Annotated in this window: 18 protein-coding genes; 10 read left to right on the forward strand and 8 right to left on the reverse strand. The window is 70.3% G+C overall.

Annotated elements, in window-relative coordinates; translation table 11 throughout:
- Positions 1 to 13: 13 nt before the first annotated feature.
- Genes efeB through efeU form a run of 3 tightly spaced genes read right to left on the reverse strand, consistent with a single transcriptional unit; the run spans position 14 to position 3,341 of the window.
- A complete protein-coding gene (gene efeB / locus AUL35_RS03230; RefSeq protein ID WP_062011943.1) occupies positions 14 to 1,309 on the reverse strand; it encodes an iron uptake transporter deferrochelatase/peroxidase subunit in 1,296 nt (431 codons plus the stop codon).
- The gene (gene efeO, locus AUL35_RS03235; RefSeq protein ID WP_062011945.1) at positions 1,306 to 2,499 is read right to left on the reverse strand and encodes an iron uptake system protein EfeO; all 1,194 of its coding nucleotides are present in this window, start codon (positions 2,497 to 2,499) and stop codon (positions 1,306 to 1,308) included. The genes efeB and efeO overlap by 4 nt, the downstream gene beginning before the upstream one ends.
- Positions 2,496 to 3,341, reverse strand: a complete 846-nt coding sequence (gene efeU, locus AUL35_RS03240; RefSeq protein ID WP_062011947.1) for an iron uptake transporter permease EfeU — start codon at positions 3,339 to 3,341, stop codon at positions 2,496 to 2,498. Before efeU ends, efeO begins: the two co-directional genes overlap by 4 nt.
- 250 nt (positions 3,342 to 3,591) lie before the next feature.
- Here efeU and AUL35_RS03245 point away from each other — a divergent pair, with 250 nt between their 5' ends.
- The gene (locus tag AUL35_RS03245; RefSeq protein WP_062011949.1) at positions 3,592 to 4,914 is read left to right on the forward strand and encodes an AarF/ABC1/UbiB kinase family protein; all 1,323 of its coding nucleotides are present in this window, start codon (positions 3,592 to 3,594) and stop codon (positions 4,912 to 4,914) included.
- Here AUL35_RS03245 and AUL35_RS03250 read toward each other — a convergent pair.
- Positions 4,905 to 10,148, reverse strand: a complete 5,244-nt coding sequence (locus AUL35_RS03250; protein ID WP_062011950.1) for a DUF4011 domain-containing protein — start codon at positions 10,146 to 10,148, stop codon at positions 4,905 to 4,907. The genes AUL35_RS03245 and AUL35_RS03250 overlap by 10 nt on opposite strands.
- 72 nt (positions 10,149 to 10,220) lie before the next feature.
- On the reverse strand, positions 10,221 to 10,625 hold the full coding sequence (locus AUL35_RS03255) for a cupin domain-containing protein (RefSeq protein ID WP_062011952.1): 405 nt from the start codon (positions 10,623 to 10,625) through the stop codon (positions 10,221 to 10,223).
- Between the two features lie 269 nt (positions 10,626 to 10,894).
- Between AUL35_RS03255 and AUL35_RS03260 the strand changes: the two genes are divergently transcribed.
- The 5 genes from AUL35_RS03260 (at position 10,895) to AUL35_RS03280 (ending at position 16,276) form a co-directional block, all read left to right on the forward strand.
- The gene (locus AUL35_RS03260) at positions 10,895 to 12,055 is read left to right on the forward strand and encodes a Gfo/Idh/MocA family protein (RefSeq protein WP_062011953.1); all 1,161 of its coding nucleotides are present in this window, start codon (positions 10,895 to 10,897) and stop codon (positions 12,053 to 12,055) included.
- Positions 12,056 to 12,070: 15 nt separating this feature from the next.
- Positions 12,071 to 12,955: a carbohydrate ABC transporter permease gene (locus AUL35_RS03265; protein WP_062011954.1), complete on the forward strand. Its 885-nt coding sequence runs from the start codon at positions 12,071 to 12,073 to the stop codon at positions 12,953 to 12,955.
- The gene (locus tag AUL35_RS03270) at positions 12,952 to 13,812 is read left to right on the forward strand and encodes a carbohydrate ABC transporter permease (protein WP_062011955.1); all 861 of its coding nucleotides are present in this window, start codon (positions 12,952 to 12,954) and stop codon (positions 13,810 to 13,812) included. The genes AUL35_RS03265 and AUL35_RS03270 overlap by 4 nt, the downstream gene beginning before the upstream one ends.
- A 29-nt stretch (positions 13,813 to 13,841) precedes the next feature.
- Complete coding sequence (locus tag AUL35_RS03275) at positions 13,842 to 15,068, forward strand: ABC transporter substrate-binding protein (protein ID WP_062011956.1); 1,227 nt, start codon at positions 13,842 to 13,844, stop codon at positions 15,066 to 15,068.
- Between the two features lie 80 nt (positions 15,069 to 15,148).
- Complete coding sequence (locus AUL35_RS03280; protein WP_062011958.1) at positions 15,149 to 16,276, forward strand: ABC transporter ATP-binding protein; 1,128 nt, start codon at positions 15,149 to 15,151, stop codon at positions 16,274 to 16,276.
- Between the two features lie 10 nt (positions 16,277 to 16,286).
- On the opposite strand, the gene AUL35_RS03285 is transcribed toward AUL35_RS03280, so the two are convergent.
- Genes AUL35_RS03285 through AUL35_RS03295 form a run of 3 tightly spaced genes read right to left on the reverse strand, consistent with a single transcriptional unit; the run spans position 16,287 to position 19,384 of the window.
- Entirely contained in the window at positions 16,287 to 17,390 is a 1,104-nt protein-coding gene (locus tag AUL35_RS03285; protein WP_062011960.1) for a D-TA family PLP-dependent enzyme, read from the reverse strand.
- On the reverse strand, positions 17,387 to 18,865 hold the full coding sequence (locus AUL35_RS03290) for a M81 family metallopeptidase (protein WP_062011962.1): 1,479 nt from the start codon (positions 18,863 to 18,865) through the stop codon (positions 17,387 to 17,389). The genes AUL35_RS03285 and AUL35_RS03290 overlap by 4 nt, the downstream gene beginning before the upstream one ends.
- 27 nt (positions 18,866 to 18,892) lie before the next feature.
- Positions 18,893 to 19,384, reverse strand: a complete 492-nt coding sequence (locus AUL35_RS03295; protein ID WP_062011965.1) for a hypothetical protein — start codon at positions 19,382 to 19,384, stop codon at positions 18,893 to 18,895.
- Positions 19,385 to 19,492: 108 nt separating this feature from the next.
- Here AUL35_RS03295 and AUL35_RS03300 point away from each other — a divergent pair, with 108 nt between their 5' ends.
- The 4 genes from AUL35_RS03300 to AUL35_RS03315 are packed head-to-tail and all read left to right on the forward strand — an operon-like array spanning position 19,493 to position 24,147.
- The gene (locus AUL35_RS03300; protein WP_062011968.1) at positions 19,493 to 19,876 is read left to right on the forward strand and encodes a RidA family protein; all 384 of its coding nucleotides are present in this window, start codon (positions 19,493 to 19,495) and stop codon (positions 19,874 to 19,876) included.
- Between the two features lie 10 nt (positions 19,877 to 19,886).
- Entirely contained in the window at positions 19,887 to 20,750 is an 864-nt protein-coding gene (locus AUL35_RS03305; RefSeq protein WP_062011970.1) for a MurR/RpiR family transcriptional regulator, read from the forward strand.
- A gap of 35 nt (positions 20,751 to 20,785) precedes the next feature.
- Positions 20,786 to 22,699 (forward strand): beta-N-acetylhexosaminidase, encoded by a 1,914-nt coding sequence (locus tag AUL35_RS03310; protein ID WP_062011972.1) that lies wholly within the window; start codon positions 20,786 to 20,788, stop codon positions 22,697 to 22,699.
- Positions 22,700 to 22,704: 5 nt separating this feature from the next.
- Complete coding sequence (locus tag AUL35_RS03315) at positions 22,705 to 24,147, forward strand: M81 family metallopeptidase (RefSeq protein WP_062012072.1); 1,443 nt, start codon at positions 22,705 to 22,707, stop codon at positions 24,145 to 24,147.
- Positions 24,148 to 24,152 lie beyond the last annotated feature (5 nt).

Consider the following 24,152-nt stretch of genomic DNA (forward strand, 5'->3'; position numbering starts at 1 on the left):
TCCGGTGGAACGGTCAGGAGGGGATGAGGCTGGCGGCCGCAAGCAGAGGGCGGCCGAGGAAGTCGGCCCCGTCGCGCACGCCCGGTAGGGTGAAGAAGTAGCCGCCGCCGACGGGCTTCACGTATTCCTCCAGCGGCTCGCCATCGAGGCGGCGCTGGACGGCGATGAAGCTGCGCTCCAGATCGGCCTGGTAGCTGACGAAGAGAAGGCCCTGGTCGAGCTGCCCGTTCTTCGTCACGCCGTTGGAGTAGTTGAAGGGCCGGCGCAGCATGAGGCTCTTTTCCGATCCCGGCGTGCGCGCGTTGGCGAGGCGGATATGGGCGTCGAGCGGGGTGACCGCGCCGTCCGGGTCGCTCGCGTAGTCCGGAACGTCGCTCTCTTGCCGCCCGTCGAAGGGTGCGCCCGATGCCTTGCGACGGCCGATGATGCGCTCCTGCTCGCCGAGCGGCGTGCGGTCCCAGCGCTCCACGAAGTTGCGGATGATGCGCACGGCCTGATAGCTGCCGCCGTGCGCCCAGGCGGGCTCGTCCGCATCGTCCGCGCCCACCCAGACGATCCGGTCCATTTCAGTGGAAACGCGGGAATCCGGATTGGCCGAGCCGTCGCGAAAGCCCAGGAAGTTGCGCGCGCTCTCCGTGGAGCCGTCGGCTTTCGGCGGCAGGATCGGAACCGTGCCCTCCTGCTTCCAGCGGATCACGAGGAGGTCGGGCAGCGCCTTGAGGAGGTCGCGCAGCGCGTAGATCGTGGCGTCCGCCGTGTTGGCGCAGATCTGGATCGACAGGTCGCCGTGGCAGAGCTCGGGGTTGAGCGCATCGTTGCGGAACTTCGCCATCCGCTGGAGCCGGGCCGGCGCCAGTCCCTCGGCCCACGGGCGGCCGGCGAAGAAGCTGTGGCCGAGCGAGAGCGTCAGCGTCAGGTTGTCGGGGGAGACCACGGGGCCCAGAATGCCGCTGTCGGCGGGCGGCAGCTTCGGGTCGAGCTCGGGCACGGGGCCGCCCGTCGTCAGGAAGCGGAAGCGCTCCGTCAGCGTGCGGAACAGGCGCTCGGTATCCTCGGGCGTCTGCGCCAGCGTATCGAAGGCGACCACCATGCCGGCGGCGGGCCGGGGCGTGACGATGCCGGCCTGGTGCTCCCCGTGGAAGGGGACGATCTCGTGCGCCTGGTCCGAGCGCGGGGCATCCGCGACCTGGCCGGGACGTCCCTCGGCCGCGCGCGAGACGCCCGCCAGCGTCGCGGCCGCCGCGCCGCCGGCCGCACCCAGAAGCAGGCGGCGGCGGTTGGTGACGGGGCCGTTCGTCCGGCTCGTCATGCGCCGCCCTCCGAAAGGCCGAGCCTGGCATTCAGGCCGTCGAGCGCATCCGCCAGCGTGCGGACCTCACGGGCCAGACGCGCCCGCCGTTCGGCGTCCACCGTGTCGAAGGCCGGGTAGCCGGCCGCTGTCTTCAGCGAGGCGAGGTCGGCGTCGAGCGCGGCCTGCGGCGCGTCGATTCTGGCCAAGGCGGCCGGCGCGCTCGCCTCGGCCACCGGTCTCAGGAGCGTCGCGACCTTGCGCACGCCGGTCAGCTCCGCATCGATCTCGGCGAGATCGCCGCCGCTGTAGCTGCGCGAGCCCTCCACGAGGCGCGTGTCGGCCAGCGCGCGAAGGGTCCGCACGGCGCCCTGCGCCATCTCGTCCGGCGCAAGGCGCGCCGTGCGCAGCCGGTTCGACAGGGCGGCGGCATCCGCCGCGAGCCTGGCCGAGACCGGTGCGAGGCCGTCGAGGCTCGCGTCGTGGAAGAGGCCGTACTCGATCCGGTGGTAGCCGGTGAAGGCGGGGTCGGCCTCGCGGCCCGCCAGATAGGCGGCGGACGGGTCGAGCGCGTCGCGAAGGTCGGCGAAGCGCGCGGCGACGGGCTCGGCCCGCAGGTAGGGCTCCCGCGCGGCGGCATAGAGCGCGCGTGCCTTGTCGAGGTCGCCAGCCTGGATGGCGCGGTCGAGCGCCTCGGCGCCCGACTGGATCTTGGCGCCCTGCATGGCCAGAAAGACCTGATACTCGGCGAGCGGCCCGATAAAGGCGGTCAGCGCCGGCTCGCTCGCCGTGCCGGGAGCGGAGGAGGGCGTGACGACGAGTTGCCCGCGCGGGTTCGACAGGAGTCCGCAGGTGATCGAGAAGGTGCCCTCGCGCAGGTTGGCCGAGAGCGTCTGCGACAGGCCGGGCGCGATGTTCTCGCGTTCCTCGACCACCATCACGCCGTCCAGGATTTCCCATTCCACGACGCGGTCGGTCCGGTTCACGACGCGGAACGTCGAGCGCCCCGCCGGAACGGTGATCGCGTTCGGCTCGCAGGCGCCATCGCGCAGCGTCACGGTGATCGCGCCATCCCCGGCGGCGTTCGGAGCGGCATGCATCGAGGCGAAGGCGAAGACCCCGGCTCCCGTCGCCATCAGGAGCGCGGCCCCCGCGACGCCCCAGAGGAGGAGGCCACGCGGCGGCGCCGCGGTGCCGGCGGGCGCGGTCACGACAGCGCCCCCGCCGCCGTGCGGCCCGCCGGACGGGCCGGCGTCGCGGGGCGCAGGAACAGCCAGAGCGTGGCGGCGAGATAACCGGCGTAGAGCGCGACCTCGCCGAGCGTCGGATCGGCCTGATAGCCGAGCAGCCCCGACAGGACCGAGCCCGCGACGCCGTCGGTCGGAAGCAGGGCGGTCAGGTCGACGACGACGCGCTGGAGCCCGTTCCAGACGCCGGCCTCGTGCAGGTGGCGCAGGGACCCGGCGAGAATGCCGGCGGCCACGAACAGGATGAACACCCCGCTCCAGCGAAAGAAGCGCGACAGGTCGAGCCGGATACCGCCGCGATACAGCGCGTAGCCGACGCCTGCCGAGACGAGGATGCCGAGAAGCGCGCCGAGGGGGCCGCCGGCGCCCGGGCTCTGCTGGAAGACGGCAAGCAGGAAGAAGACCGATTCCAGTCCCTCGCGCGCCACGGCGAAGAAGACGAGGCCGATCAGGGCGAGGCTCGGCGTGCCCGAGCGGGCGAGCGCGGCGTCGATCGAGGAGCGCAGCTCGTGCCCGATCGAGCGCGCCGCGCGGCGCATCCAGAGCACCATGGAGGTGAGGATCGCGACCGCCACGAAGCCGACCAGCGCCTCGAAGAGTTCCTGCGTCGCCTGCGGAAACTCAGCGCTCGCCAGTTGCAGCGCCGCGCCCGCGAAGAGCGACACGGCGGCGGCCAGGAAGATGCCGATCCAGACCGCCGGCATCCAGGCCGCGCGGCCCGTGCGCGCGAGGTAGCTGGCCACGATGCCGACGACCAGCGCGGCCTCGAGGCCCTCGCGCAGCATGATCAGGAAGGGAACGAGCATGGGCCGGTCATCCATCAGAAGCTGGCGTCCGGCGATTGGCGCGACGGCTCCCGCCGGACGCGCCCGATATAAACCTTTCCCAAATACTCATCAATAAAAAGTGTTTTTGAATTGTTCTAAGTAACGGGCCGCCCAACGACCGGGCGCGTGCTGCTGAGACGATCCGTCCCCGCCGCAAAGGTTGCCCGCGGCAGCCGGCGTCTTAGCTGCGGGCGGACCTTCCTTCCGCCGTCCCCCGAGGTCCGGATCCATGTCCCGCCAGCCGCCGTTTTCCGCTGGATCGCCCGTTCCGAGCCGCCGCCTGTCGCGCCTAGCGCGCCTCGGGGGCATGGCCGGCGGTCTGGCGGGCGGGGTGCTTCTCGACGGCGCGCGGCGCCTCGCGTCCGGCGAGCGGCCGCGCTGGGAGGACCTCGTCCTGACGCCCGGCAACGTCGCGCGCGTCACCGACCAGCTCGCCCAGCTTCGCGGCGCGGCCATGAAGATGGGCCAGCTCCTGTCGATGGACGCGGGCGATCTCCTGCCGCCCGAGCTGTCCGCGATCATGGCGCGGCTGCGCGCCGAGGCCGAGCCGATGCCGCGCGCGCAGGTGCAGAGCGTCCTGGACCGCGCCTGGGGGAAGGGCTGGGAGGCCGGGTTCGAGGACTTTCCGTTCCGCCCCGTCGCCGCCGCCTCGATCGGACAGGTCCACCGGGCGCTGACGCGCGACGGCCGGCTGTTTGCGATCAAGATCCAGTATCCGGGCGTCAGGCGCTCGATCGACAGCGACGTCGACAACGTCGCGACGCTTCTGCGCGTGTCGCGCATCCTGCCCGGACATCTCGACATCGCGCCCCTGCTCGGCCAGGCCAAGCGGCAGCTGCACGAGGAGGCGGACTACGAGCGCGAGGCGGATTGCCTCGACCGGTTCCGCGCGCTCCTCGGCGAGGATCCGGCCTACCTTCTGCCGAGCGTCGAGCGCGATCTGACGCGCCGCGACGTGCTGGCGATGACGTATCTCCACAGCGTGCCGATCGAGACGCTGGAGGCGGCGCCGCAGCGGGAGCGCGACCGTGCCGCCGAACGCTTGATCGCGCTGGCGCTGCGCGAGCTCTTCGAGTTCCAGCTCATGCAGACCGATCCGAACCTTGCCAACTACCGGTTCGACCCGGCGAGCGGGCGGATCGTGCTGCTCGATTTCGGCGCGACGCGCGCCTTTCCCGCGGAACTGGCCGAGGCCTGCCGCGGGCTGGCGCGCGCCGCCCTGGCCGGGAGCCGGGCGGCGACCGAGGCGTCGCTCGCCGAGCTCGGACTTCTCGACGAGCGTATCCCCGCTGAAAAGCGCCACGAGATCCTGCGCCTCTTCGCGCTCGCGACCGAGCCCTTGCGGCGTGAGGGACCCTTCGACTTCGGCGACCAGACCCTGGCGCGCTCGCTGCGCGACGAGGGGATGGCGATGGCGAACGAGCGCAGCGAGTGGCGCCTTCCGCCGGTCGACGCGCTGTTCCTTCAGCGCAAGTTCGCCGGAACCTACCTTCTGGCCGCGCGGCTTCGCGCGCGGGTCGACGTGCGACGGCTGATCGAGCGTTACGTCTGATCGGCGATCGGGGGCGCTGCCTCCTCACGCGTTCGCGTCTCGCGGTCGGCTGCCAGCAGGGCTTCGAGACCGGCCTGCAGTCGCTTCAGCGCGCCTTCTGGGTCGAACCACCAGTCGGTCGACCAGACGCGCAGGATGTTCCAGCCGAGCCCGCGCAGGACATCCTCGCGGACCTTGTCGCGGTCGCGCGCGGTGGCCGAGCGATGGTAGGTCGCCCCGTCGCACTCGACGCCAGCCAGGTAGGCGCCCGGCCGGTCCGGATGGGGAATGCCGATGTCGACCCGGAAGCCCGACACGCCGACCTGCGGCACGCAGCGCCATCCAAGATCGCGCAAGGCCTCCATGACGGCCTCCTCGAAGGGCGAGTCGGGCGCACCCTGCGATCCCGCGTCGGCCGACGGGAGCGCGGCTGCACCCCGGTCCGCGTAGTCGAGGAAGGTCTTGAGGTCGCGCACGCCCGCCGATTTCGTGCGGGCGAGGTCGATCTGATCGGCCTTGAAGGCGGAGAAGACTTGGAGCTCGGCGCGAGCGCGCGTCACCGCGACGTTGAGGCGCCGCTCGCCGCCGTCGCGGTTCAGCGCGCCGAAATCCATCGCGAGCTTGCCGGCCGCATCGCGCCCGAACGTGATCGAGAAGAGGATGACGTCGCGCTCGTCGCCCTGCACGTTCTCGAGGTTCTTCACGAAGACCGGCTCCAGTCGCTCGTCGGCGAAGAACCATTCGATCTCCGGGTCGGCCCGACGCTCGTCGTCGAGAAGGTCCTGGATCAGCGCCTGCTGCTGCGCGTTGAAGGTGATGACGCCGAAGGTCGGGCGCTTCTCTTCCGGCACCGTCAGCGCGTCCCGCAGCCGCTCGGCCAGATGCGCCGCGATCGCCCGAGCCTCGTCGCGGTTCGTGCGGCTCTTGCCCCGGTCGTAGAAGGCGTCCGGCAGGTGGCGGAGCGAGACCGCGCGATCCTCCGTCACCGGCGAGGGGAAGGTGATCAGCCGGTTCTCGTAGTAATGGTGGTTCGAGAAGGCGATCAGGGACTCGTGGCGCGAGCGGTAGTGCCAGCGCAGGTGATGCACCGGCAGGCCCGAGGCGCGCGCCTCGTCGAGGATGCTTTCGAGGTCGCGCTCGTGGTCGGCGGTCTCGTCGTCCTCGGCCTCGTTGCGGCCGAAGAAGTTGGTGGGCGGCAGCTGCTTCGGGTCGCCGACGATCACGGTCTGGCGCGCGCGGGCGATGGCGCCCACCGCGTCCCAGGTTGTGATCTGCGAGGCCTCGTCGAAGATCACGACGTCGAAGGGCGCCTGGGTGGGCGGCAAGAACTGCGCGATCGAGAGCGGTGACATGAGAAGGCAGGGCGCCAGCTGCGGGAAGCTGTCCGGCATGGCGGCGATCATCTCGCGGATCGATCGGCTCGGCCGCTTCAGCTCCATCTGATGGCGCAGGAGGCCGAGCTCCGACTTGCGCGGCACGGCCGCCGTTCCCGGCAGATCATGCCGGATCGCGGCATGGACGCGGGATGTGGCCGCCTTGCGGGCGAGTTCGTCGAGCGTGCGGAAGTCCTCGATCGCGTGCTCGTGGCTGAAGCGCCGGAAGTCGCGAAGCGTCGCGTCGGCGTCGATCGCGAGCGGCAGCCACCAGCGAGCGTAGCCGAGGCGGAAAGCGCCGAGCGCCTCGTCCGGCGCGACCGCGCCGCCCTCGATCGCCTCGACCAGCGGCAGAAGCCCGTGCGCCAGCGCCCGCCGGCGCACGGCGCACCAGGACGACCAGTCGCGCAGTCGCCCTCGGCTCGCCTCGACCGCCCGCAGCGCCTCGTCCACAGAGCGCGGGGTCGCGCCCGGTTCAGCGGAGGGGCGGGGGCCATCCGAGAGGGCGGTGAAATGCCGCTCTGCGTCCTGGAAACGGTCGCGGGCGGCGGGAAGGGCGGCCGCATGGGTGCGCAGCGGAGAGGCTTCGCCCAGAAGCGTTGGCAGGCGCTGGGCGATCTCGCCCGCCGGGTCGAGATGCGAGAGGGCATCGCGCAATCCGTGGGCGGCGCTGAGCCGGGCGCGCAGCGCCTCCGCGTCCGTGTCGAGCCCGGCGAAGTCCGGCGTCAAGGCCGCGAGCGGGCTCTGCGCGATGGCGGCAAGGCTCGCCTGCATCCGGCCAAGGCGCGGCAGATCGATCTCGGGATCGGCCGTGCCGGTGGCGCTATAGGTACCGAGGAGCTTCGCCGCGCTGCGCTTGCGGAAGAAGGAGAGCGGCCAGACGCTCGCCTTCGCCTCGCGCCAGCGGCGGTCGAGATCGTCCACGGGGACGCGCGCAAGTTCGCCGCGCTCGTAGCGCGTGGAAAGGCGGGCCTCGTCCGCCGCGAAGCTGGCGATCGCGGCCGTCAGCGGATCAACGGCGTCGCGCAGGGCCGAAAGGTTCGGGTCGACGACGAGCGCGGCACCGCGCGGTGCCATGGCCTGGGCGGCGCCGGCCAGCGCCGCGAGGCGATCGATCCGCTGGAAATCCAGCTCACCCGGCGAAAGGCCGAGCGTGCGCAAAAGATCCTGTGCCGCCTTGCCCAACGTGTCCAGCGCCTCACGCAGCGCCTCGCCGGCCGCCAGCAGCTCCTGCTGCCAGGCCAGACTCCAGCTTTCGCGCTGCACGAGCCGCAGTTCCGGCCGCGCGTCCACCGCCGCGAACGTGCGGCCGAGCGCGGTGGCCATCTCTTCCAGCTCGGCGAGCGCCGCCGCATCGTGAGCTTCCGGCGAGGGCCAGCGCAGCGCGGGCGCGGGGCGTGCGCTCTCGCGCAGGGTCAGGCCCATCGCGCGGTAGGGCGTGAGGCCGTTGCCGGCCGGCGCGTGGAGCGCGTCGGCGTAGCGGTTCAGCTCGTCGCGCTTGACGCGCAGTCGCTCGTTGACGGCGATCCAGTCCTCGCCGCCCGCCGCGCCGCCGTTCTCCCAGGCGCTTCGCAACTGCTTGAGGAAGTGGCGACGGTCGGCCTTGGAGGAGTGAAGCTCCAGGCAATGGTCGCCGAGGCCGACCTGGCAGAGGCGGCGATAGACGACGTCGAGGGCGGCGGTCTTCTCGGCCACGAAGAGGACGGTGCGCCGGTTCGCCAGGCAATGGGCGATCATGTTGGCGATGGTCTGGCTCTTGCCGGTGCCGGGCGGTCCGACGATCACGAAGTCCTTGCCTTCGGCGGCGGCGAGGCTCGCGACGACCTGCGAGGAGTCGGCCGGCAGCGGCGTCACGATCGCGGCGGGCTCGAAGGCGCGGTCCACCTCGCGCGGCTCCCGGAAGGCGACCGTATCGGCGAAGGGCTGGTCCGGCGTATCGAGGAGGTGGCGCACGACCCGGTTCTGGCGCAGCGCCTCGGTGCGCTCCGTCAGGTCCTTCCACATGAGGTACTTGGCGAAGGAGAAGGTTCCGAGCGCCGTCTCGTCCACCACCTCGAAGCCCGGCACCTCGCGCACCGCCCGGCGCATCCGGTCGAGGACCGCGCCGACATCGATGCCCTTGTCGTCGGTCGGCAGCTCGCCGGAGAGGCTCGGCACGGCGAGGCGGAAATCCCGCTCCAGAAACTGGAGCAGCGTCGCGTTGAAGCGCACCTCGTCCTCGTGATGCACGAGGCGGAAGGGCGCGCTTGCGCTGCGGCGCTCGAGCCGCGCGGGCAGGAGGAGAAGCGGTGCGCGATAGGTGCGCTCGTCCCCGGGCTGTTTCTTCCACCGCAGGAAGCCGACCGCGACGAACAGCGTGTTCGTGCCGCCCTCGGCGAGATCGTTGCGCGCCTGCCGGTAGAGGGCGGTGAGCCGCGCCTCCAGCGCCGCGCCGTCGAGCGGCGAGGCGAGCTCGTCGCGCGCCAGCGCCTCGCGGGCGAAGAGCTGGCCGAGGTCCTCGCCGCGCGTCTCGCGAAACAAGGTCTCGTCGCGCCGGCCGACCGGGTTCTCGGCGGGGATCGAGACGATGCGCAGCCCGTGCCCGCCCGCCAGCCGGTCCTCCAGGTAGGCCGCGTCCGGGCAGAGGAACGGCACGGTCGAGGCGGAGGGCGTGAAGTTCAGGAGGCGGTTGCGCAGCGACAGGTCGAGCAGTCGGCGCTGCCAGCGGTCGATCCGGCCGGCGGGCGTGGTGGGCTTGGGCTCGGCGGCGGGCATAACGGGAAGCTGCGAGGCGTCGGGCACCGGGGGCAGGGGGAGCGCGCCGGTCGCAAGCGCCCCGTCGCTCGCGTCCGCCTCGGGGCGGGGCTCGTGCGAGGCGAGCGGCATGATGCCCGCAGCGCGGGCGCGCGAGATGTCCACGGCCGCCGTGAAGCGGCGCGATGCGCCCTCCTCGACCTGACGCGCGGCCTCGCGGCGCGCCGCCTCGAAGCCGAGCGGCGGTCGCTGCGTGAGCCCCGTGGTCTCGAACAGCGCCAGCTCGCGCGCGGCCACCGCCTTGCGGATTTCGGCGGCATCGCTTTCCACCGCGCGCGGCAGGGTCTGCGGCGTGAGCCAAACGCCGGTCAGCGCATGGCCTTCCGTCAGCACGAGAACGGCGTTGAGGCCCGTCGCCTCCAGCCCGGCAGCCAGAAGCAGCGCCGTATCGAGGCACGTCGCAAGGCCCTCGCCGAGGACGGCGCTCGGACGGCGCACCTTCTGGCCTGCGGTCTCGAAACTCTTCGGCGGCTCGGCGTAGTGGAGGCCGAGATCCGCCACGGCCGCGTAGAGGGCTGCCGCCAGCATGTAGCTGCGGGCCGGATCTGCGCTTTGATAGCCGTCGAGCGCGGTGGAGTGGCCGTGCTCGCCGAGGCGCTCGGCCGCCGCGCGCAGGAGCCGCGCGACCGCCGGGTCGTTCGGCATCGCGAAGGCGGGCAGGAGCTGCGCCATGTCGCTCGCGCCGCCCCATTCGTCGCGGGCCAGAAGCCGCACGGGATGGCGGAACTCGGCGAGCACCGCGTCGTCCGAGAGGAGCTCGAAGCAGGCCTCGCCGCGCTCGGCCTCGTCGAGCCCGGCAAGATGGGCGGCGTCGAGATCGACGCGGCGGTCCGCCAGATCGAGGCCGTCCGGCCCCAGCCGGTCGATCCGCCAGAGCTTCTCGCGCAGGAAGGGCGGCTCGGAGCGAAGACGAAGCTGCAGCGCGGAGCGGCTCGCCCCGTCCTCCACCAGGAGCCGGAGGCGGCGCAGGACCGGCACCGCGTTCTGGAACGAGGCGTAGGTGAGGCACGGCTCCAGCTCGGCTTCGATCCGAACCGTCGGCCCGGGCCGCGCCGCCTCGTCCGCCACGGCCCTCACGTCATCCGCCATCGCTCGCCTCCTCCAGCCGCCCCGGAGGATTGGCGGGACTTCGGCCGGGTCGTCAACCGCCGTTCCCGGCTCTCAGGCTCGGCCCCCGCCGTATTCCTCGTCGCTCACCTTCTCCATCCAGTCCACGACCTTGCCGTTCAGGTTTTCCTGGATGGCGATATGGGTCATGGCGACCGTGGGCGAGGCGCCGTGCCAGTGGCGCTCGCCCGGCTCGAACCAGACGACGTCGCCGGGGCCGATCGTCTCGACAGGCCCGTTCTCGCGCTGGACGAGGCCGAGGCCCGCCGTCACGATCAGGGTCTGGCCGAGCGGGTGCGTGTGCCAGGCGGTGCGCGCGCCGGGCTCGAAGGTGACGGTAGCCGCCGCCGCGCGTCGGGCGTCGTTCGGCTGGAACAGGGGATCGACGCGGACCGTGCCGGTGAACCAGTCGGCCGGGCCTGGTGCGGAGGGGCGCGTTCCGTTGCGGATGATGTCCATGGCGAGCTGTTTCCCTGTTGCGATCCGAGCTAAGGCTAGGCCGCGGCAACGGCATGGCATCCCCCGAGACGGGAGACATTCCGGACTGGCGGCCAACGTGTCGTTGCATTGCACAATATTGTGGCAACGCTCGACCGTGGCGAAATCTCATGCGATCTGAAAAGGAATTTCATCGCCTGCCTGACGAAGGCGCGCCGTATTGACGTTTTCCTGTTGCTGCACCAACGTGCGAAAATGAATTACGGCAGCAGGCGGAATCGGACATCGGAATGCGCGTCGGCATTGTAGGGTTGGGTTTCCGCCTCGGCTATCTCGGTCATGTCTTCACCGCGATCGACGGCGACATCGAGATCGCGGGCTATGTGGATCCCGAGCCCGCCGGGCTGCCCGGCCTCGAGGCCAAGGGCATCTCCGCCGGTCGCCGCTACGAGACCGTGGCGGAGCTGATCGCGAGCGGCCCGCTCGACCTTCTCATGATCGGCTCGCCCAACCACCTCCATCTCGACCATATCCGGGAAGGGCTCGAGGCCGGGCTCACGGTCTTCTGCGAAAAGCCGGTGGTGATCTCGCTGGACGAAAGCTACGAGCTCGCCCGCCTCATGGCGAAGCATGGCGAGGACCGGCTGATGATCGGCCTCGTCCTGCGCTACTCGCCGCTCTACCGCGACCTGCGCGCCGCGCAAGCCGAGGGCGCGATCGGCGACGTCGTGTCGATCGAGGCGTCCGAGCATATCGAACCCTACCACGGCGCCTTCTTCATGCGGGACTGGCGGCGCTACGAGCGCTACAGCGGCTCCTTCATGCTGGAGAAATGCTGCCACGACCTCGACCTCTACAACGGCGTGGTCGGCGCGCGGCCCGAGCGCGTGGCGAGCTTCGGCGGGCGCAAGAGCTTCGTTCCCGCCAACGATCCGGCGCGGCGCGGCATCAACGATCTCGAGCTCTTCCACCGCAAGCCGAGCGGCTGGCTCGGCTCCGACAAGGTCTTCGACAGCGACGGCGACATCATCGACTACCAGGTCGCCATCATCGAGTACGCCAACGGCGTCGGCATGAACTTCCACACCAACCTCAACGTGCCCGACCAGTTTCGCCGCTTCTGCGTGATGGGTTCGCGCGGCATGGCGGAAGGGGACTTCGTGCGCGGCTTCCTCCACGTCCACGAGGGGATGGGCAACCGGCGCATCGTCGAGAAGAGCTACGCCAACGAGACCGAGCTCTCGCAGCACTACGGCGCCGACGAGCAGATGGCCGCCGACATCATCGCCCACGTGCGGCACGGCCACCCGCTCCCGGTATCGACGCGCGACGCGCTGGAGGCCGGCATCCTGGCGCTCGCGATGGACGAGGCGCGCACCCGGCGCAGCGTCGTCGACCTCAGGCCGGTGTGGGACCGTTTCGACGAGGCGCGCATGGCCCGCGCGGCGTAAAGGGAAGGGAACCGCTTGACCGCACAGCGCACCGCTGTCCTGTTCGCCTGGGCCCTGCTTCTGCCGGCGCTCCTCTACGTCACCGCCATCGTCGCCTATCCCCTGGTCGAGACGGTGATCCTGAGCTTCACCGACGCCTCGCTGAAGCGCACCTCGGACTGGGTCGGCTGGGCGAACTACGAGCGCATCTTCACGCCCACCTTCGCCGAGGTCATCGGGCGCACCTTCATCTGGACCTTCTTCTCGGTCTCGCTGAAGATGGTGATCGGCATCTTCGGCGCGACGCTCCTGAATGCCGCCGTGCCGGGCCGCGCGCTGTTCCGCGTCCTCACCATGCCGCCTTGGATCGTGCCCATGGCCATCGGCATCTTCATGTGGGGGTGGATGTACAACGGCCAGTTCGGGATGATCTCGGGCCTCCTGCAGCGCTTCGGCTTCGTGGACGGCCCGGTGGCCTTCCTCGCCAACGGCGGCACCGCCTTCTGGGCGACCGTGATCACCGACGTCTGGATCGGCGTTCCCCTCGTCACCCTCTACATGCTCGCCGCCATGCAGGCGATCCCGCAGGACCTCTACGAGGCCGCCTGGACCGACGGGGCGGGGCGCTTCTACCGTTTCCGCCGCATCACGCTGCCGCTGATCGTGCCGGCCATCATCACCATGTCGATGCTGTCCCTGATCGCGACCTTCAACTCCTTCGACATCATCTGGATCCTGACGCGCGGCGGCCCGAGCGGTCAGACGACGACCATGATCATCGACACCTACAACACCGCGATCGGCTCGAAGCGCTACGGCGAGGGGGCGGCGCGCGCGGTCCTGATCTGCCTGTTCCTGTCGGTCTTCTCGCTGCTCTACTTCCGCGTCACGAGCCGCCTGTCGAAGGGGATGGTGCGATGACGACGCGCTCGGCCATGATCTCGCGCTACCGCTGGTGGGAGGTGGTGCTGATCTATTGCGGCATCGCGGTCTTCCTCACCTTCGTGCTCGCGCCCTTCGTGGAAGGGTTCCTGGTGTCGCTGAAGCCTCTGTCGCTTCTGTTCTCCACCCCCTATTCCTTCTGGCCCGAGAACGGATCGCTCGACGCCTACCGCACCATGTGGACGAGCGTGCCGGGCTTCGGCTGGTACATCTTCAACTCGTTCCTGATCTCGTTCAGCGTGACGGCGGTGGTGCTGATCCTGGTCGTGCCGGCCGCCTACTCGTTCGCGCGCTTCGAGTTCAAGGGCGCTGGGGTCACGCTGGGCGCGTTCCTGGCGGTCAACATGTTCTCGGGCGCGGTGCTGATCATCCCGCTGTTCCGCCTGATGCGCTCCATGGGCGTCCTCAACACCTATCTCGCGATGATCGTGCCGGGCGTCGCCTTCCTGATCCCCTCGGCGATCTGGCTCCTGCGCACCTACATGCTGCGCATCCCGCGCGAGCTGCACGAGGCGGCCTACATGGACGGGGCGGGCTATCTCTACACGCTGCGGCGCGTCGTTCTCCCCATCGCCATGCCGGGCATCACGGTGGTCGCCATCACCACCTTCATCGGCGCCTACGCCCAACAGTTCATCTACGCGCTGACCTTCAACTCGCGCACCGAGTACATGCCGCTTCCGGTCGGCCTCTTCGCCTATTTCGGCAAGCAGGAGGTCATCTGGAACGAGCTCATGGCCGCCAGCTTCGTGGGCATCGCCCCGGCCATGGTCCTGATCTTCTTCATGCAGCGCTACCTCGTGGCGGGTCTGACCGCCGGCGCGGTGAAGTCGTGACACCGACAACAACCACAACGGGAGCCCCGATGAGAACGCCTCTTTCCCTTCTGGCCGCCGGCGCCCTGGCGCTCCTCGGCACGACCGCGCTGCCCGCCATGGCCAGCGCCGCCGACATCAGCTTCATCTACTGCGGCGACAAGGTCGGCCCGGTCCACGCGCGCGTGATCGACGAGTGGAACAAGGCTCATGCCGACGACCAGGTGAAGACCGAGGTCGTGGGCTGGGAGCAGTGCCAGGACAAGGCGACGACGCTGGCCGCCGCCGGCACGCCGGTCGGCCTTGCCTATGTCGGCTCGCGCACGCTCAAGGAGTTCGCGCAGAACGACCTGATCGTCCCGATCCCGATGACCGACGCCGAGAAGGCGAGCTACTACCCCAACATCGTCGACACGATCACCTTCGAGGACAAGCAGTGGGGCGTTCCCATCGCCTTCTCGACCAAGGCCCTGTTCTGGAACAAGGACCTCTTCAAGCAGGCCGGTCTCGACCCGGAGAAGCCGCCCACGACCTGGGCCGAAGAGGTCCAGATGGCCAAGACCATCAAGGAGAAGACCGGCAAGGCCGGCTTCGGCCTGGTCGCCAAGACCTTCGACAACACGATGCACCAGTTCCTGCACTGGGTTTACACCAATAACGGCCGCATCGTGGATGCCGAGGGCAACGTCACGCTCGACAGCCCCGAGGTCCTCGCCGCCCTCCAGGCGGTCAAGGACATTACGCCCTATTCCGAGGAGGGCCCGACCGCCTACGAGCAGAACGAGGTCCGCGCGATCTTCCTCGACGGGCAGATCGGCATGATCCACAACTCGACCGGCGCCATCCCGCGCCTCAAGGGCACGAAGATCGACTGGGGCGTCGCCAACCTGCCGCTCGGTCCCGAGGCCAAGGGCCCGGGCACGCTCCTGATCACCGACAGTCTTGCGGTCTTCAACGGCTCGGGCGTCGAGGAGAAGGCGATCGAGTTCGCCAAGTACATCACCGCGCCCGCCGTGCAGGAGGAGTACGAGCTCACCGGCGACGACGGCCTCGTGCCGCTGCGCCCCTCGGCCAACGTCGACAAGTTCGTCTCCGAGCATCCGGAGTGGAAGCCCTTCATCGACGGCATCAAGTCGGGCGGTCCCGAGCCCCTGTTCACCGACTACAAGGGCTTCCAGAACGCCATGATCACGATGGTGCAGTCGGTGGTCACCGGCCAGGCGACGCCTGAGGCCGCGATCAAGACCGCATCCGCCGAGATCGAGCGCTTCAAGTAGGCGCTCGCCTCCCGTAACCCGCGGGGTCGGCGTCCGTCCGGTCGCCGACCCCGCCCTCGCGTTCCACCGGAGACATGCCCTTGGGTCAGCTCAACCTCGTCGACGTCCGCAAGTCCTTCGAGACCTTCGAGGTCATCAAGGGCGTGCGCCTCGAAGTGCGCGACGGCGAGTTCGTGGTCTTCGTCGGGCCGTCGGGCTGCGGAAAATCGACGCTGCTGCGCATGATCGCGGGGCTCGAGGAGATCTCCAGCGGCGATCTCCTGATCGACGGCAAACGCGTCAACGACCTGCCGCCCGTGCGCCGCGGCATCGCGATGGTGTTCCAGAGCTACGCCCTCTACCCGCACATGACCGTGTTCGAGAACATCGCCTTTCCCCTGCGCGTCGAGGGCATGGCGGAGGAGAAGATCCGCGATCGCGTGAACAACGCCGCGCGCATCCTCCATCTCGACCAGCGCCTCCAGCAGCGCCCCGGCGCCCTGTCGGGCGGCCAGCGCCAGCGCGTCGCCATCGGCCGCGCCATCGTGCGCGAGCCCAAGATCTTCCTGTTCGACGAGCCCCTGTCGAACCTCGACGCGGCCCTGCGCGGCGACATGCGTATCGAGCTCGCCAAGCTCCACCGCCAGCTGCGCGCGACCATGATCTACGTCACCCACGACCAGATCGAGGCCATGACCATGGCCGACCGGATCGTGGTGCTGAACGCGGGCGAGATCTCGCAGATCGGCGCGCCGCTGGAGCTCTACCACAAGCCCGCCAACCTGTTCGTCGCGGGCTTCATCGGCAATCCGCGCATGAACACGATTCCCGTCACCTGCCGGGGCGTGGGCGAGGGGGGCGTCGAGGTCGAGTACCGGGGGCAGCGCCTCGTGGTACCCGTCCAGCCACGGGCGGCCACGGAAGGTCAGGCGATGACGCTGGGCGTCCGGCCCGAGGACGTGGGAACCGGCGAGGGCGACCTGTCGCTCGACCTCGTGCCGAGCGTGATCGAGCGCCTCGGCGCCCAGACCGTCGCCTACGCCTCGCTCGGCGGGGGCGAGGAGAACTTCTGCGCCATGCTGCCGGGCGCGGCGGCCGTCAAGGTCGGCCAGCCGATGCGCGCCGGCATCCGCGCGGTGGATTGTCACCTCTTCGACGCCTCCGGCCAGGCCTTCGAGCGGCGGGTCGAGCTGACCGAGATCGACCCGAAGCTCTTCGCGACGGCCTGAAGCCGCGCCCCTACCAGACGAGGCCGCGCGCGGCGACCGGCACGATCTCGGTGACGCGCCCGTCGCGGTGGAAGACCACGTGGTCGAAGAGGTTCGAGACCACGCAGGTATGGTTGGGCACGATGCGCAGGACGTCGCCGATCGCCGGGCCGTCGCCCTCGACGTTCGACAGATCCAGGACGCCGTGCTCCTCGGAAAGCGAGGCGATGCGCGCGCCCGGCCAGGTCTCGACATGGCCGTAGTCCGCGAAGCCGAGGAGATCCGACGTCAGGGCCTTCGATCCCGCGTCGATCACGGCGCGCGTGCGCGTCGGGCGCGAGACGACGGTCGCCAGCACATGCATCGCGCAGTCGTCCCACCCGCAGGCGCCGGCTCGCACCATCGAGCGGTCGTTGTAGATGTAGGTGCCCGCCCGGTGTTCGGTCGCGCTCGCAACGAGATGGGCCTCGAAGACGCCGGGCGTGCCGCCGCTGCTGAGAACGGGGCAGGGAAGACCCGCCGCCTCCAGCCTCGCCTTCGCGTCGAGGAAGAAACGGTCGACGCGCTCGTGCGCTCCCGCACCGGGAAAGGTCATGATGCCGCCGAAGCGAAGCCCCGGCTCGGCGGCGATGCGCCGGGCGAGGTCGAGCGCTTCCTCGGGCGTCTGCACGCCGCAGCGCCCGCCGCCGGTGTCGCATTCCACGAGAACCATCAGCGGCTTCAAGGCGTCCCGGAAGGCCGCGCCCAGTGCCTCCACGGTCGCGCCGCTGTCCGCCACGACCGAGAGACGCGCGACCCGCTCGTTGAGCCGGTGCAGCGGCTTGTGCTTGCCGGGGCCGAGAATGTTGAAGGTGATGAGGATGTCCTCGGCGCCCTCGCTCGCGAAGGCCTCCGCCTCGCTCACCTTCTGGCAGGTGATGCCGACGGCGCCCGCCGCCAGCTGCCGCCGTGCGAGCGCGGGGATCTTGTGCGTCTTGATGTGGGGCCGGAAGCGCAGGCCGTGCGCGTCCATGTAGTCCTGCACGCGCCGGATGTTGCGCTCGACCCGCGCTTCGTCGATCACCGCACGCGGCGTCGACACCGCTTCGATCGGCGTGCCGACGGCGGGAAGGAAGTCGGCTTCGATCGTGTTCATGCGGCGGTCTCCGATCCGGCGTGAGGATCGGCCACCATCGGCCAGATGTCACGCGGGGCGCGGGTGTAGGGGGTGCGGGCGGGATCGTTGGGATAGGGCGTTCCGGCCGAGCAGTAGAGGATCTCGGCGGCGATCGGCGCGAAGGCGGCGTGGAAGTGGTTGGTCGACTTGATCGCGAGGATGCGCTTGGCCCTGGGATCGATGCCGAGCGCGCTGAAGAGGCTTGGGTCGAAGCCTTGCGCACGGACCGTGTTGAGGATGACGTCGGTCCCGTCCGGCAGCCGGATGCGGGCGGCGTCGCCGAAGGGGGCGAAGCTTTCGCCAAAGCGCATCTGCGCATCGCGCACGAGCCGCACGACCTCGACCCGCGCGTCGATCGGCTCGCCGGTGCCGGGCGCCGACTTCGCGCCGAAGCGCAGCGGAATGGTCGCGCCTTCGCCGGCCGCCATGCAGATCGACACCGCGACCGGGTCCCAGATCGTGCCGAGCGCCGCGCCCTTCGCGCCCTGGCGCAGGAGCTCGGCGAGGATCACGGTCGCGTCGCCCGCCGTGCCCCCGCCCGGATTGTCCCAGACGTCGGCGATCACGACGGGTCCGCGCCCCGCCTCGATCGCGCGCCGCACCACTTCCTCGGGGCCCATCTGCGGCACCATGAACGTTCCCCGATGGCGGAAGAGCTCGAGCCCGATCCGCCGCGCCAGCGCCTCGCCATGCGCCGGCGCGTCGTCGGTGACGACCAGAACCCTCGTGCCCATCTCCGGCACGTCGCCCGCCGTGAAGCCGTGGATGATGGAGACCGAGAGGACCGACGCGTCGTCCCGCTCCAGACGGCGGATCTCGTCGACGATGCCGCGCATCGGCTGGCGCGAGGTCGGGTAGACGTCGATCATCCGGCAGTCGAAGACGGACATGACGGGCCGCGTGCGCCGGTCCAGCGCGTCCACCGCCAGACGCCAGAGATCGCGCGCGGCGTCCACGAAGTCCGTGTGGGGAAACTCCTTGAAGGCGACGAGAAGGTCGCACGCCCCGACGCGCCGCCGCGTCAGGTGGCTGTGCGGATCGAGCGTCGCGCCGACGAGGACGCCCGGCCCGACGATCTCGCGGACGCGCGACAGGAGGTCTCCTTCCGCGTCCTCGTAGCCGTCCGCCACCATCGCGCCGTGCAGGCCGAGGAGCACGGCGTCCACCGGCAGGGCGGCGCGCAGCTGGTCGAGGATCTCGTCGCGCAGCGACTCGTAGGCTTGGCGGTTCAGGAGGCCGGCCGGGTCCGCCCAGGCCGCCGTTCCCTCGATCAACGTCCAGCCGCGCCGGCCCGCCTCCTCGCGGCCCACCGTGACGACGGCGGTGCAGAGCGTCGGCGTTTCGGGGTGACGGCCGGGTGGGGCGTAGAGCGACGCCTCGAAGGCGCGACGATCGACGCAGATCGGCGAGAACGTGTTGGTTTCCGTGGCGAGCGCGGCGGTGAAGATGCGCATGGGACCGTGCCCTCCGTCGGCGGGGCCTCAGGCCCCGGGCATGGGATGGGGCAGGTAGCCGACGAAGCCGGTGATGCGCCAGCGGGCGTCGATCCGGCGGCACTGGTAGAGCGTCTGCCAGTTCATGGCGTCGAACGAGCCGTCCGCGAGACGGATGCCGCCGTCGAACCGCTTGCGGGCCAGCGCCCGGTCGCCCTCGATCTGGATCTCCTCCAGCCGTGTCGTGCGGAAGATCGCCGTGCGCGGGTCCTCGGCGAAACGCAGGCGCGAGAAGCCTTGCGCCTGACGCAGCCACTCGCGGCGATAGTCGTCGAGGGTCGCGAAGGCGAGCCGCCATTCGCCCGGATCGGGAAGCCGGCGCGCGTCGATGGCAGAAAATTCCGCCGGTGCGAAGTCGTCCGCCACCGCCTCCCAGTCGCCGGCCAAAAAGGCGTCGATGTCGCTTTCGACCAGCATGTGCCAGATCGCGCGTCGGTCCGCATCGGCCGGATCGAAGGGGTTGCTGAAGGGGTCGCGCATCAACGGAACACTTAAAAAATTTTCAGAACGGTCGTTTCCTCTGGCAAAATTCCGTTGATCGTGGTCGGCTGTCAACGAGATGCGAAAATAATTTGCATGGGGTCGGGAATGGCGCTCAAGCGGTACGGGGTGGGCGAGACTGGCGCGGGCGGCAAGCCGCTGCCCTTCGCCCGCGCGGTGGAGGCCGACGGCTGGCTCTACGTCTCGGGCCAGGTCGCGATGGAGAACGGCGAGATCGTGCCGGGCGGCATCGTCGAGCAGACCAGGAAGACCATGGACAACCTCGTCGCCATCCTCGCCGAGGCCGGCTACGGGCTGGAGGACGTGGTGCGCGTCGGCGTCTGGCTCGACGATCCGCGCGACTTCTGGAGCTTCAACGGCGTCTATGCCACGTATTTCGGCGACCATCCGCCGGCGCGGGCCTGCGTGCAGTCGTCCATGATGGTGGACTGCAAGGTCGAGATCGACTGCGTGGCCTACAGGGCGCGGTAGGGGCGGGGCCGTGGACATCTTCTCGGCGCTGCAGGACGAGCGTCCGCGCCTGTCGCCCGCCGAGACCCGCATCGCCGACCTTCTTCTCGACGACTTCGAGTTCGCGGTGAACGCCTCGATCATCGAGCTCGCGGGCCGGGCCGACGTCTCGCCGCCGACCGTCACGCGCTTCTGCCGTCGACTCGGCTGCGAAAGCTTCTCCGACTTCAAGGTCCAGCTGGCGCGCACCGCCTATGTCGGCCTGCGCTACCTGAAGCCCGAGCCCCAGAGCCGGGCGACCGCCGACGTCGCCAAGGAGATCGTGGAAAAGGCGCAGGACGCGCTGTTCCTGTTTCACCGGTCGCTGGACCTCGCCGCCGTGGAGGCGGCGGCGGACCGCCTGGCGCGCGCCGAGATGATCTACGCCTTCGGCTCGGGCGGAAACTCGTCGCTGATCGCGCTGGAGATCCAGAACCGTTTGTTCCGCCTCGGCCTTCGCGTGACATCCAGCGCGGACCACGCGATGCAGGGGATGATGGCGGCGGCGCTTGCGCCGGGCGACGTGGTGATCGCCTCCTCCCTCTCCGGACGCAACGGCGAGATCGTGCGGGCGCTTCGTCTCGCGCGCGACAACCGCGCCACGACGATCGCGCTGACGCAGGGCGCGAGCCCGGTTGCCGAGGCCGCCGAGATCACGGTTCCGGTGAGCCTGCCGGAGGGCGACAACATCTACCGCCCGACGTCGACGCGCCTCGCCTATCTCGCGCTCGTCGACATCCTGGCCAGCCTTGTGGCCTACCGCCGCCAGCCGCAGGCGACCGCGACGCTTAGGCGGATCAAGCGCCATCTCGTCGCGACGCGCGACGGCGACGACCGCCAGCTTCTGGGCGACTGAAACCCTCGATGCAAAAACCACGGAAAGGACACGCGATGACCCCGAGCTTCCGGCTGGAATCGACCTGGGACGCCTCGGTGGCTCCCAACGGACGCTTCGACTTCGCACTCGTGAACCTCGGGCCCGAGACGCTGGAGGGGTTCCAGATCGCCTATACGGCGCTGACGCGCGTCATCGACCGCGCGGCCTGCCGCAACGCGCGCTTCGTCGCGCGCGACGCGAACTACCATGCCTATGCGCCGCCCGAAGGCTTGCGCCTCGCGCCCGGCGAAACCTGGCGCTTCTCGGTCGGCGGCCTCCATCGCCCGGCGCGCCACCGCACCGACGGCCCGAAGTCGGCCTACCTGACGGATGCCGAAGGGCGGCATCACGCGGTCGCCGTCGCCGACTGCATGCTCGCCGGCGCGCCGAGTGAGCTGCCGCCCGCCGGCCTGCCGCAGGGCCGGCTTGACGAGCCCTTCGCGCTCCTGCCCTGGCCACGCCACGCGGCGCTGAAAGCCGGCGACGCGGTTCCCGTCGCGCTTCACCCGGAGAAGGGCAGTGCCGCAGAGGACGTTCTGGCCCTCGACGCCGCGCTCGCGCTCTTCCAGCGTCTCTTCCCCGTCGACCACGTGCCGTTTCGCCTGGAGCCCGCGCCCGGAACCCTCGCGCTGCGCTTCCGGACCGACGGGGCGCTGGGCGCGGAAGCCTGTGAGATCGAGTTCGGCGAGACGATCACGGTGCGCTCCGGCGGTCCGGCCGGCCGGCAGCACGCGCTGGTGAGCCTTGCGCAGATGCTGCGCGCCGCCCGCGCCGACCGCGAACGCTTCCGCTTTCCGGCATCGGGCCGGATCGAGGACGAGCCGCGCTACGGCTGGCGCGGCTGCCATCTCGACGTCTCCCGCCAGTTCTACCCGGTCGCCGATGTCCTGCGCCTCATCGACATCATGGCCTGGGCGAAGCTCGACGTCCTCCACTGGCACCTCACCGACGACGAGGCGTGGCGGCTGGAAATCCGCGCCTATCCCGAACTCACCACGACCGGCGTTCTGCGCGGGCCCGACGAGCCGTTGAAGCCCCAGCTCGGCAACGGCGCGGAGCCGGTCGGCGGCTTCTATAGCCAGGACGACGTGCGCCGGGTCGTCGCCCACGCCGCCGCGCTCCACGTCGAGGTGGTGCCCGAGATCGACATTCCCGGCCACAACGCGGCGACGCTGGTGGCGCTGCCCGACCTCACGGACGGGCAGGAAGCGCCGGACAGCTACCATTCGGTGCAGGGCTACCCGAACAACGCCCTGAACCCCGGCATCGAGGCGACCTATCCGTTCCTGGAGACCGTGCTGGACGAGATGGCCGAACTCTTCCCCAGCCCCTACGTCCATGTGGGCGGCGATGAGGTGGCGGACGGCGCCTGGCTCGCCTCGCCCAAGGCCAAGGAGGTCATGGCGCGCGAGGGCTTCACCGGTACGTTCGAGCTGCAGAGCTGGTTCCTCGCCCGCGTCCAGCGCATGCTAGAGGCGCGCGGCAAGCGGCTCGCCGGCTGGAACGAAGTGGCCCATGGCGGCGGCGTCGATCCGGCGGGAACGCTGCTCATGGCCTGGGAGAAGCCCGAGGTCGGCATCGAGCTGGCGCGCGAGGGCTACGACGTCGTGATGACGCCGGGCCAGGCCTATTATCTCGACATGGTGCAGGACGACGCCTGGCAGGAGCCGGGTGCGAGCTGGGCTGGCACCGTGCCGCCCGCCCACACCTACGGCTACGAGGCCGAGGGCGACCTGCCGGAAGAGCTGCGCGACAGGTTGAAGGGCATTCAGGCCTGCATCTGGAGCGAGCACTTCCTGAACCGCGATTATTTCAACCACCTCGTCTTCCCGCGTCTCTACGCCATCGCCGAGTCCGCCTGGACGCCGCGCGAGCGGAAGAGCTGGGATCGCTTCTGCGCGCTCGCGCCACTGGGACCGAAGCTGTGACCAGGATCTTCCGCATCGCCGTCGGCGGCATCCACACGGAATGCTCGACCTACTCGCCCGCCACCATCGCGGCCGAGGACTTCCGCGTCTTTCGCGGCGAGGCGCTGCCGCAGGCCGAGGCCTTCTCCTTCCTGACGCAAGCGGGCGATGTCGACCTCCGCCCGCTTCTTCATGCGCGCGCCGTGCCGGGCGGTCCGGTGGAGCGCGAGGCCTACGAGGGCTTCAAGCGCGAGTTCCTCGACGGCCTTCGCGCGGCCCTGCCGCTCGACGGCCTCTACCTCGCGCTGCACGGTGCGATGAACGTCGTCGGCATGGACGATGCCGAGGGCGACTGGGTGAGGGCGGCGCGCGCGGTCGTCGGCCAGGATTGCGTGGTCGCCGCGAGCTACGACCTCCACGGCAATGTCAGCGAGCGCGTCGTGGATGGCCTCGACATCTTCGCGGCCTACCGCACCGCGCCCCATATCGACACGCGCGAGACCATGATGCGCGCCTGGGAGATGCTGCTGCGCACGCTGCGCTCGGGCGAGCGGCCGGGCGTCGCATGGGCGAAGGTTCCGGTTCTGCTGCCGGGCGAGTGCACCTCGACCGAGGACGAGCCGGCGCGCTCGCTCTATGCGGCACTGCCCGGCTTCGACCGGCGCGACGGTGTCTGGGACGCGAACCTGATGATCGGCTACGTCTGGGCCGACGAGCCGCGCGCGACGGCCTGCTCGGTCGTCACCGGCACGGACCGCGAGGCGGCAAGGCAAGCCGCCGCCGAGATCGCCCGAGGCTACTGGGATGCGCGCGAGGGCTTCGGCTTCGGACCGGTGACCGGGCCGCTCGACGAGATGCTGCGGCTCGCCGCAGACGCCTCCACCCGCCCGGTGATCCTCGCCGATTCCGGCGACAACCCGACCGGCGGCGGCGTCGGCGACCGGGCGGATGTGCTCAACGCGCTGATCGAGCGCGACTGGCAGGGCGCGCTTCTGGCCGGCATCGCGGACAAGCCGGCGGTGGAGGCGTGCTTTGCGGCGGGCGAGGGGGTCACTCTCGCGCTGTCGATCGGCGCGACGCTCGATCCCGCCAGCCGACCCGCACGGGTCAGGGCCGAGGTGGTGCGGCTCGACGATCCGGGCCCGGCGGCCGAGCGGCAAGCCGTGGTCCGGATCGGGGCCTTGCGCGTCGTTCTCGCCGCGCGGCGCCGCCCCTACCACAACCTCGAGGACTTCCGCCGGCTCGGGCTCGACCCGCAAGCCGAGCGGCTCCTGGTGGTGAAGTCCGGCTACCTGTCGCCGGAACTCGCGCCGATCGCCGATCCCAACCTCATGGCCCTGACCGACGGCGTGGTGAACCAAGACATTCCGCGCTTGGCCAACGATCGGCGCGTCGGTCCCCACTTCCCCTTCCGGCGCGCTTTCGCGTACGAGCCGGAGCCGCGTCTTTCCGCGCGCTGGCAGGACTAAAAGCC

This window comes from Aureimonas sp. AU4, assembly GCF_001463765.1.
GTDB lineage: Bacteria > Pseudomonadota > Alphaproteobacteria > Rhizobiales > Rhizobiaceae > Aureimonas.

Coding starts and splice junctions, on each gene's coding strand:
- AUL35_RS03295 (WP_062011965.1), bottom strand. CDS start 19,384: ATGCGCGACCCCTTCAGCAACCCCTTCGATCCGGCCGATGCGGACCGA.
- AUL35_RS03250 (WP_062011950.1), bottom strand. CDS start 10,148: ATGGCGGATGACGTGAGGGCCGTGGCGGACGAGGCGGCGCGGCCCGGG.
- AUL35_RS03285 (WP_062011960.1), bottom strand. CDS start 17,390: ATGAACACGATCGAAGCCGACTTCCTTCCCGCCGTCGGCACGCCGATC.
- AUL35_RS03310 (WP_062011972.1), top strand. CDS start 20,786: ATGACCCCGAGCTTCCGGCTGGAATCGACCTGGGACGCCTCGGTGGCT.
- AUL35_RS03270 (WP_062011955.1), top strand. CDS start 12,952: ATGACGACGCGCTCGGCCATGATCTCGCGCTACCGCTGGTGGGAGGTG.
- efeB (WP_062011943.1), bottom strand. CDS start 1,309: ATGACGAGCCGGACGAACGGCCCCGTCACCAACCGCCGCCGCCTGCTT.
- AUL35_RS03290 (WP_062011962.1), bottom strand. CDS start 18,865: ATGCGCATCTTCACCGCCGCGCTCGCCACGGAAACCAACACGTTCTCG.
- AUL35_RS03245 (WP_062011949.1), top strand. CDS start 3,592: ATGTCCCGCCAGCCGCCGTTTTCCGCTGGATCGCCCGTTCCGAGCCGC.
- efeU (WP_062011947.1), bottom strand. CDS start 3,341: ATGCTCGTTCCCTTCCTGATCATGCTGCGCGAGGGCCTCGAGGCCGCG.
- AUL35_RS03260 (WP_062011953.1), top strand. CDS start 10,895: ATGCGCGTCGGCATTGTAGGGTTGGGTTTCCGCCTCGGCTATCTCGGT.
- AUL35_RS03275 (WP_062011956.1), top strand. CDS start 13,842: ATGAGAACGCCTCTTTCCCTTCTGGCCGCCGGCGCCCTGGCGCTCCTC.
- AUL35_RS03255 (WP_062011952.1), bottom strand. CDS start 10,625: ATGGACATCATCCGCAACGGAACGCGCCCCTCCGCACCAGGCCCGGCC.
- AUL35_RS03300 (WP_062011968.1), top strand. CDS start 19,493: ATGGCGCTCAAGCGGTACGGGGTGGGCGAGACTGGCGCGGGCGGCAAG.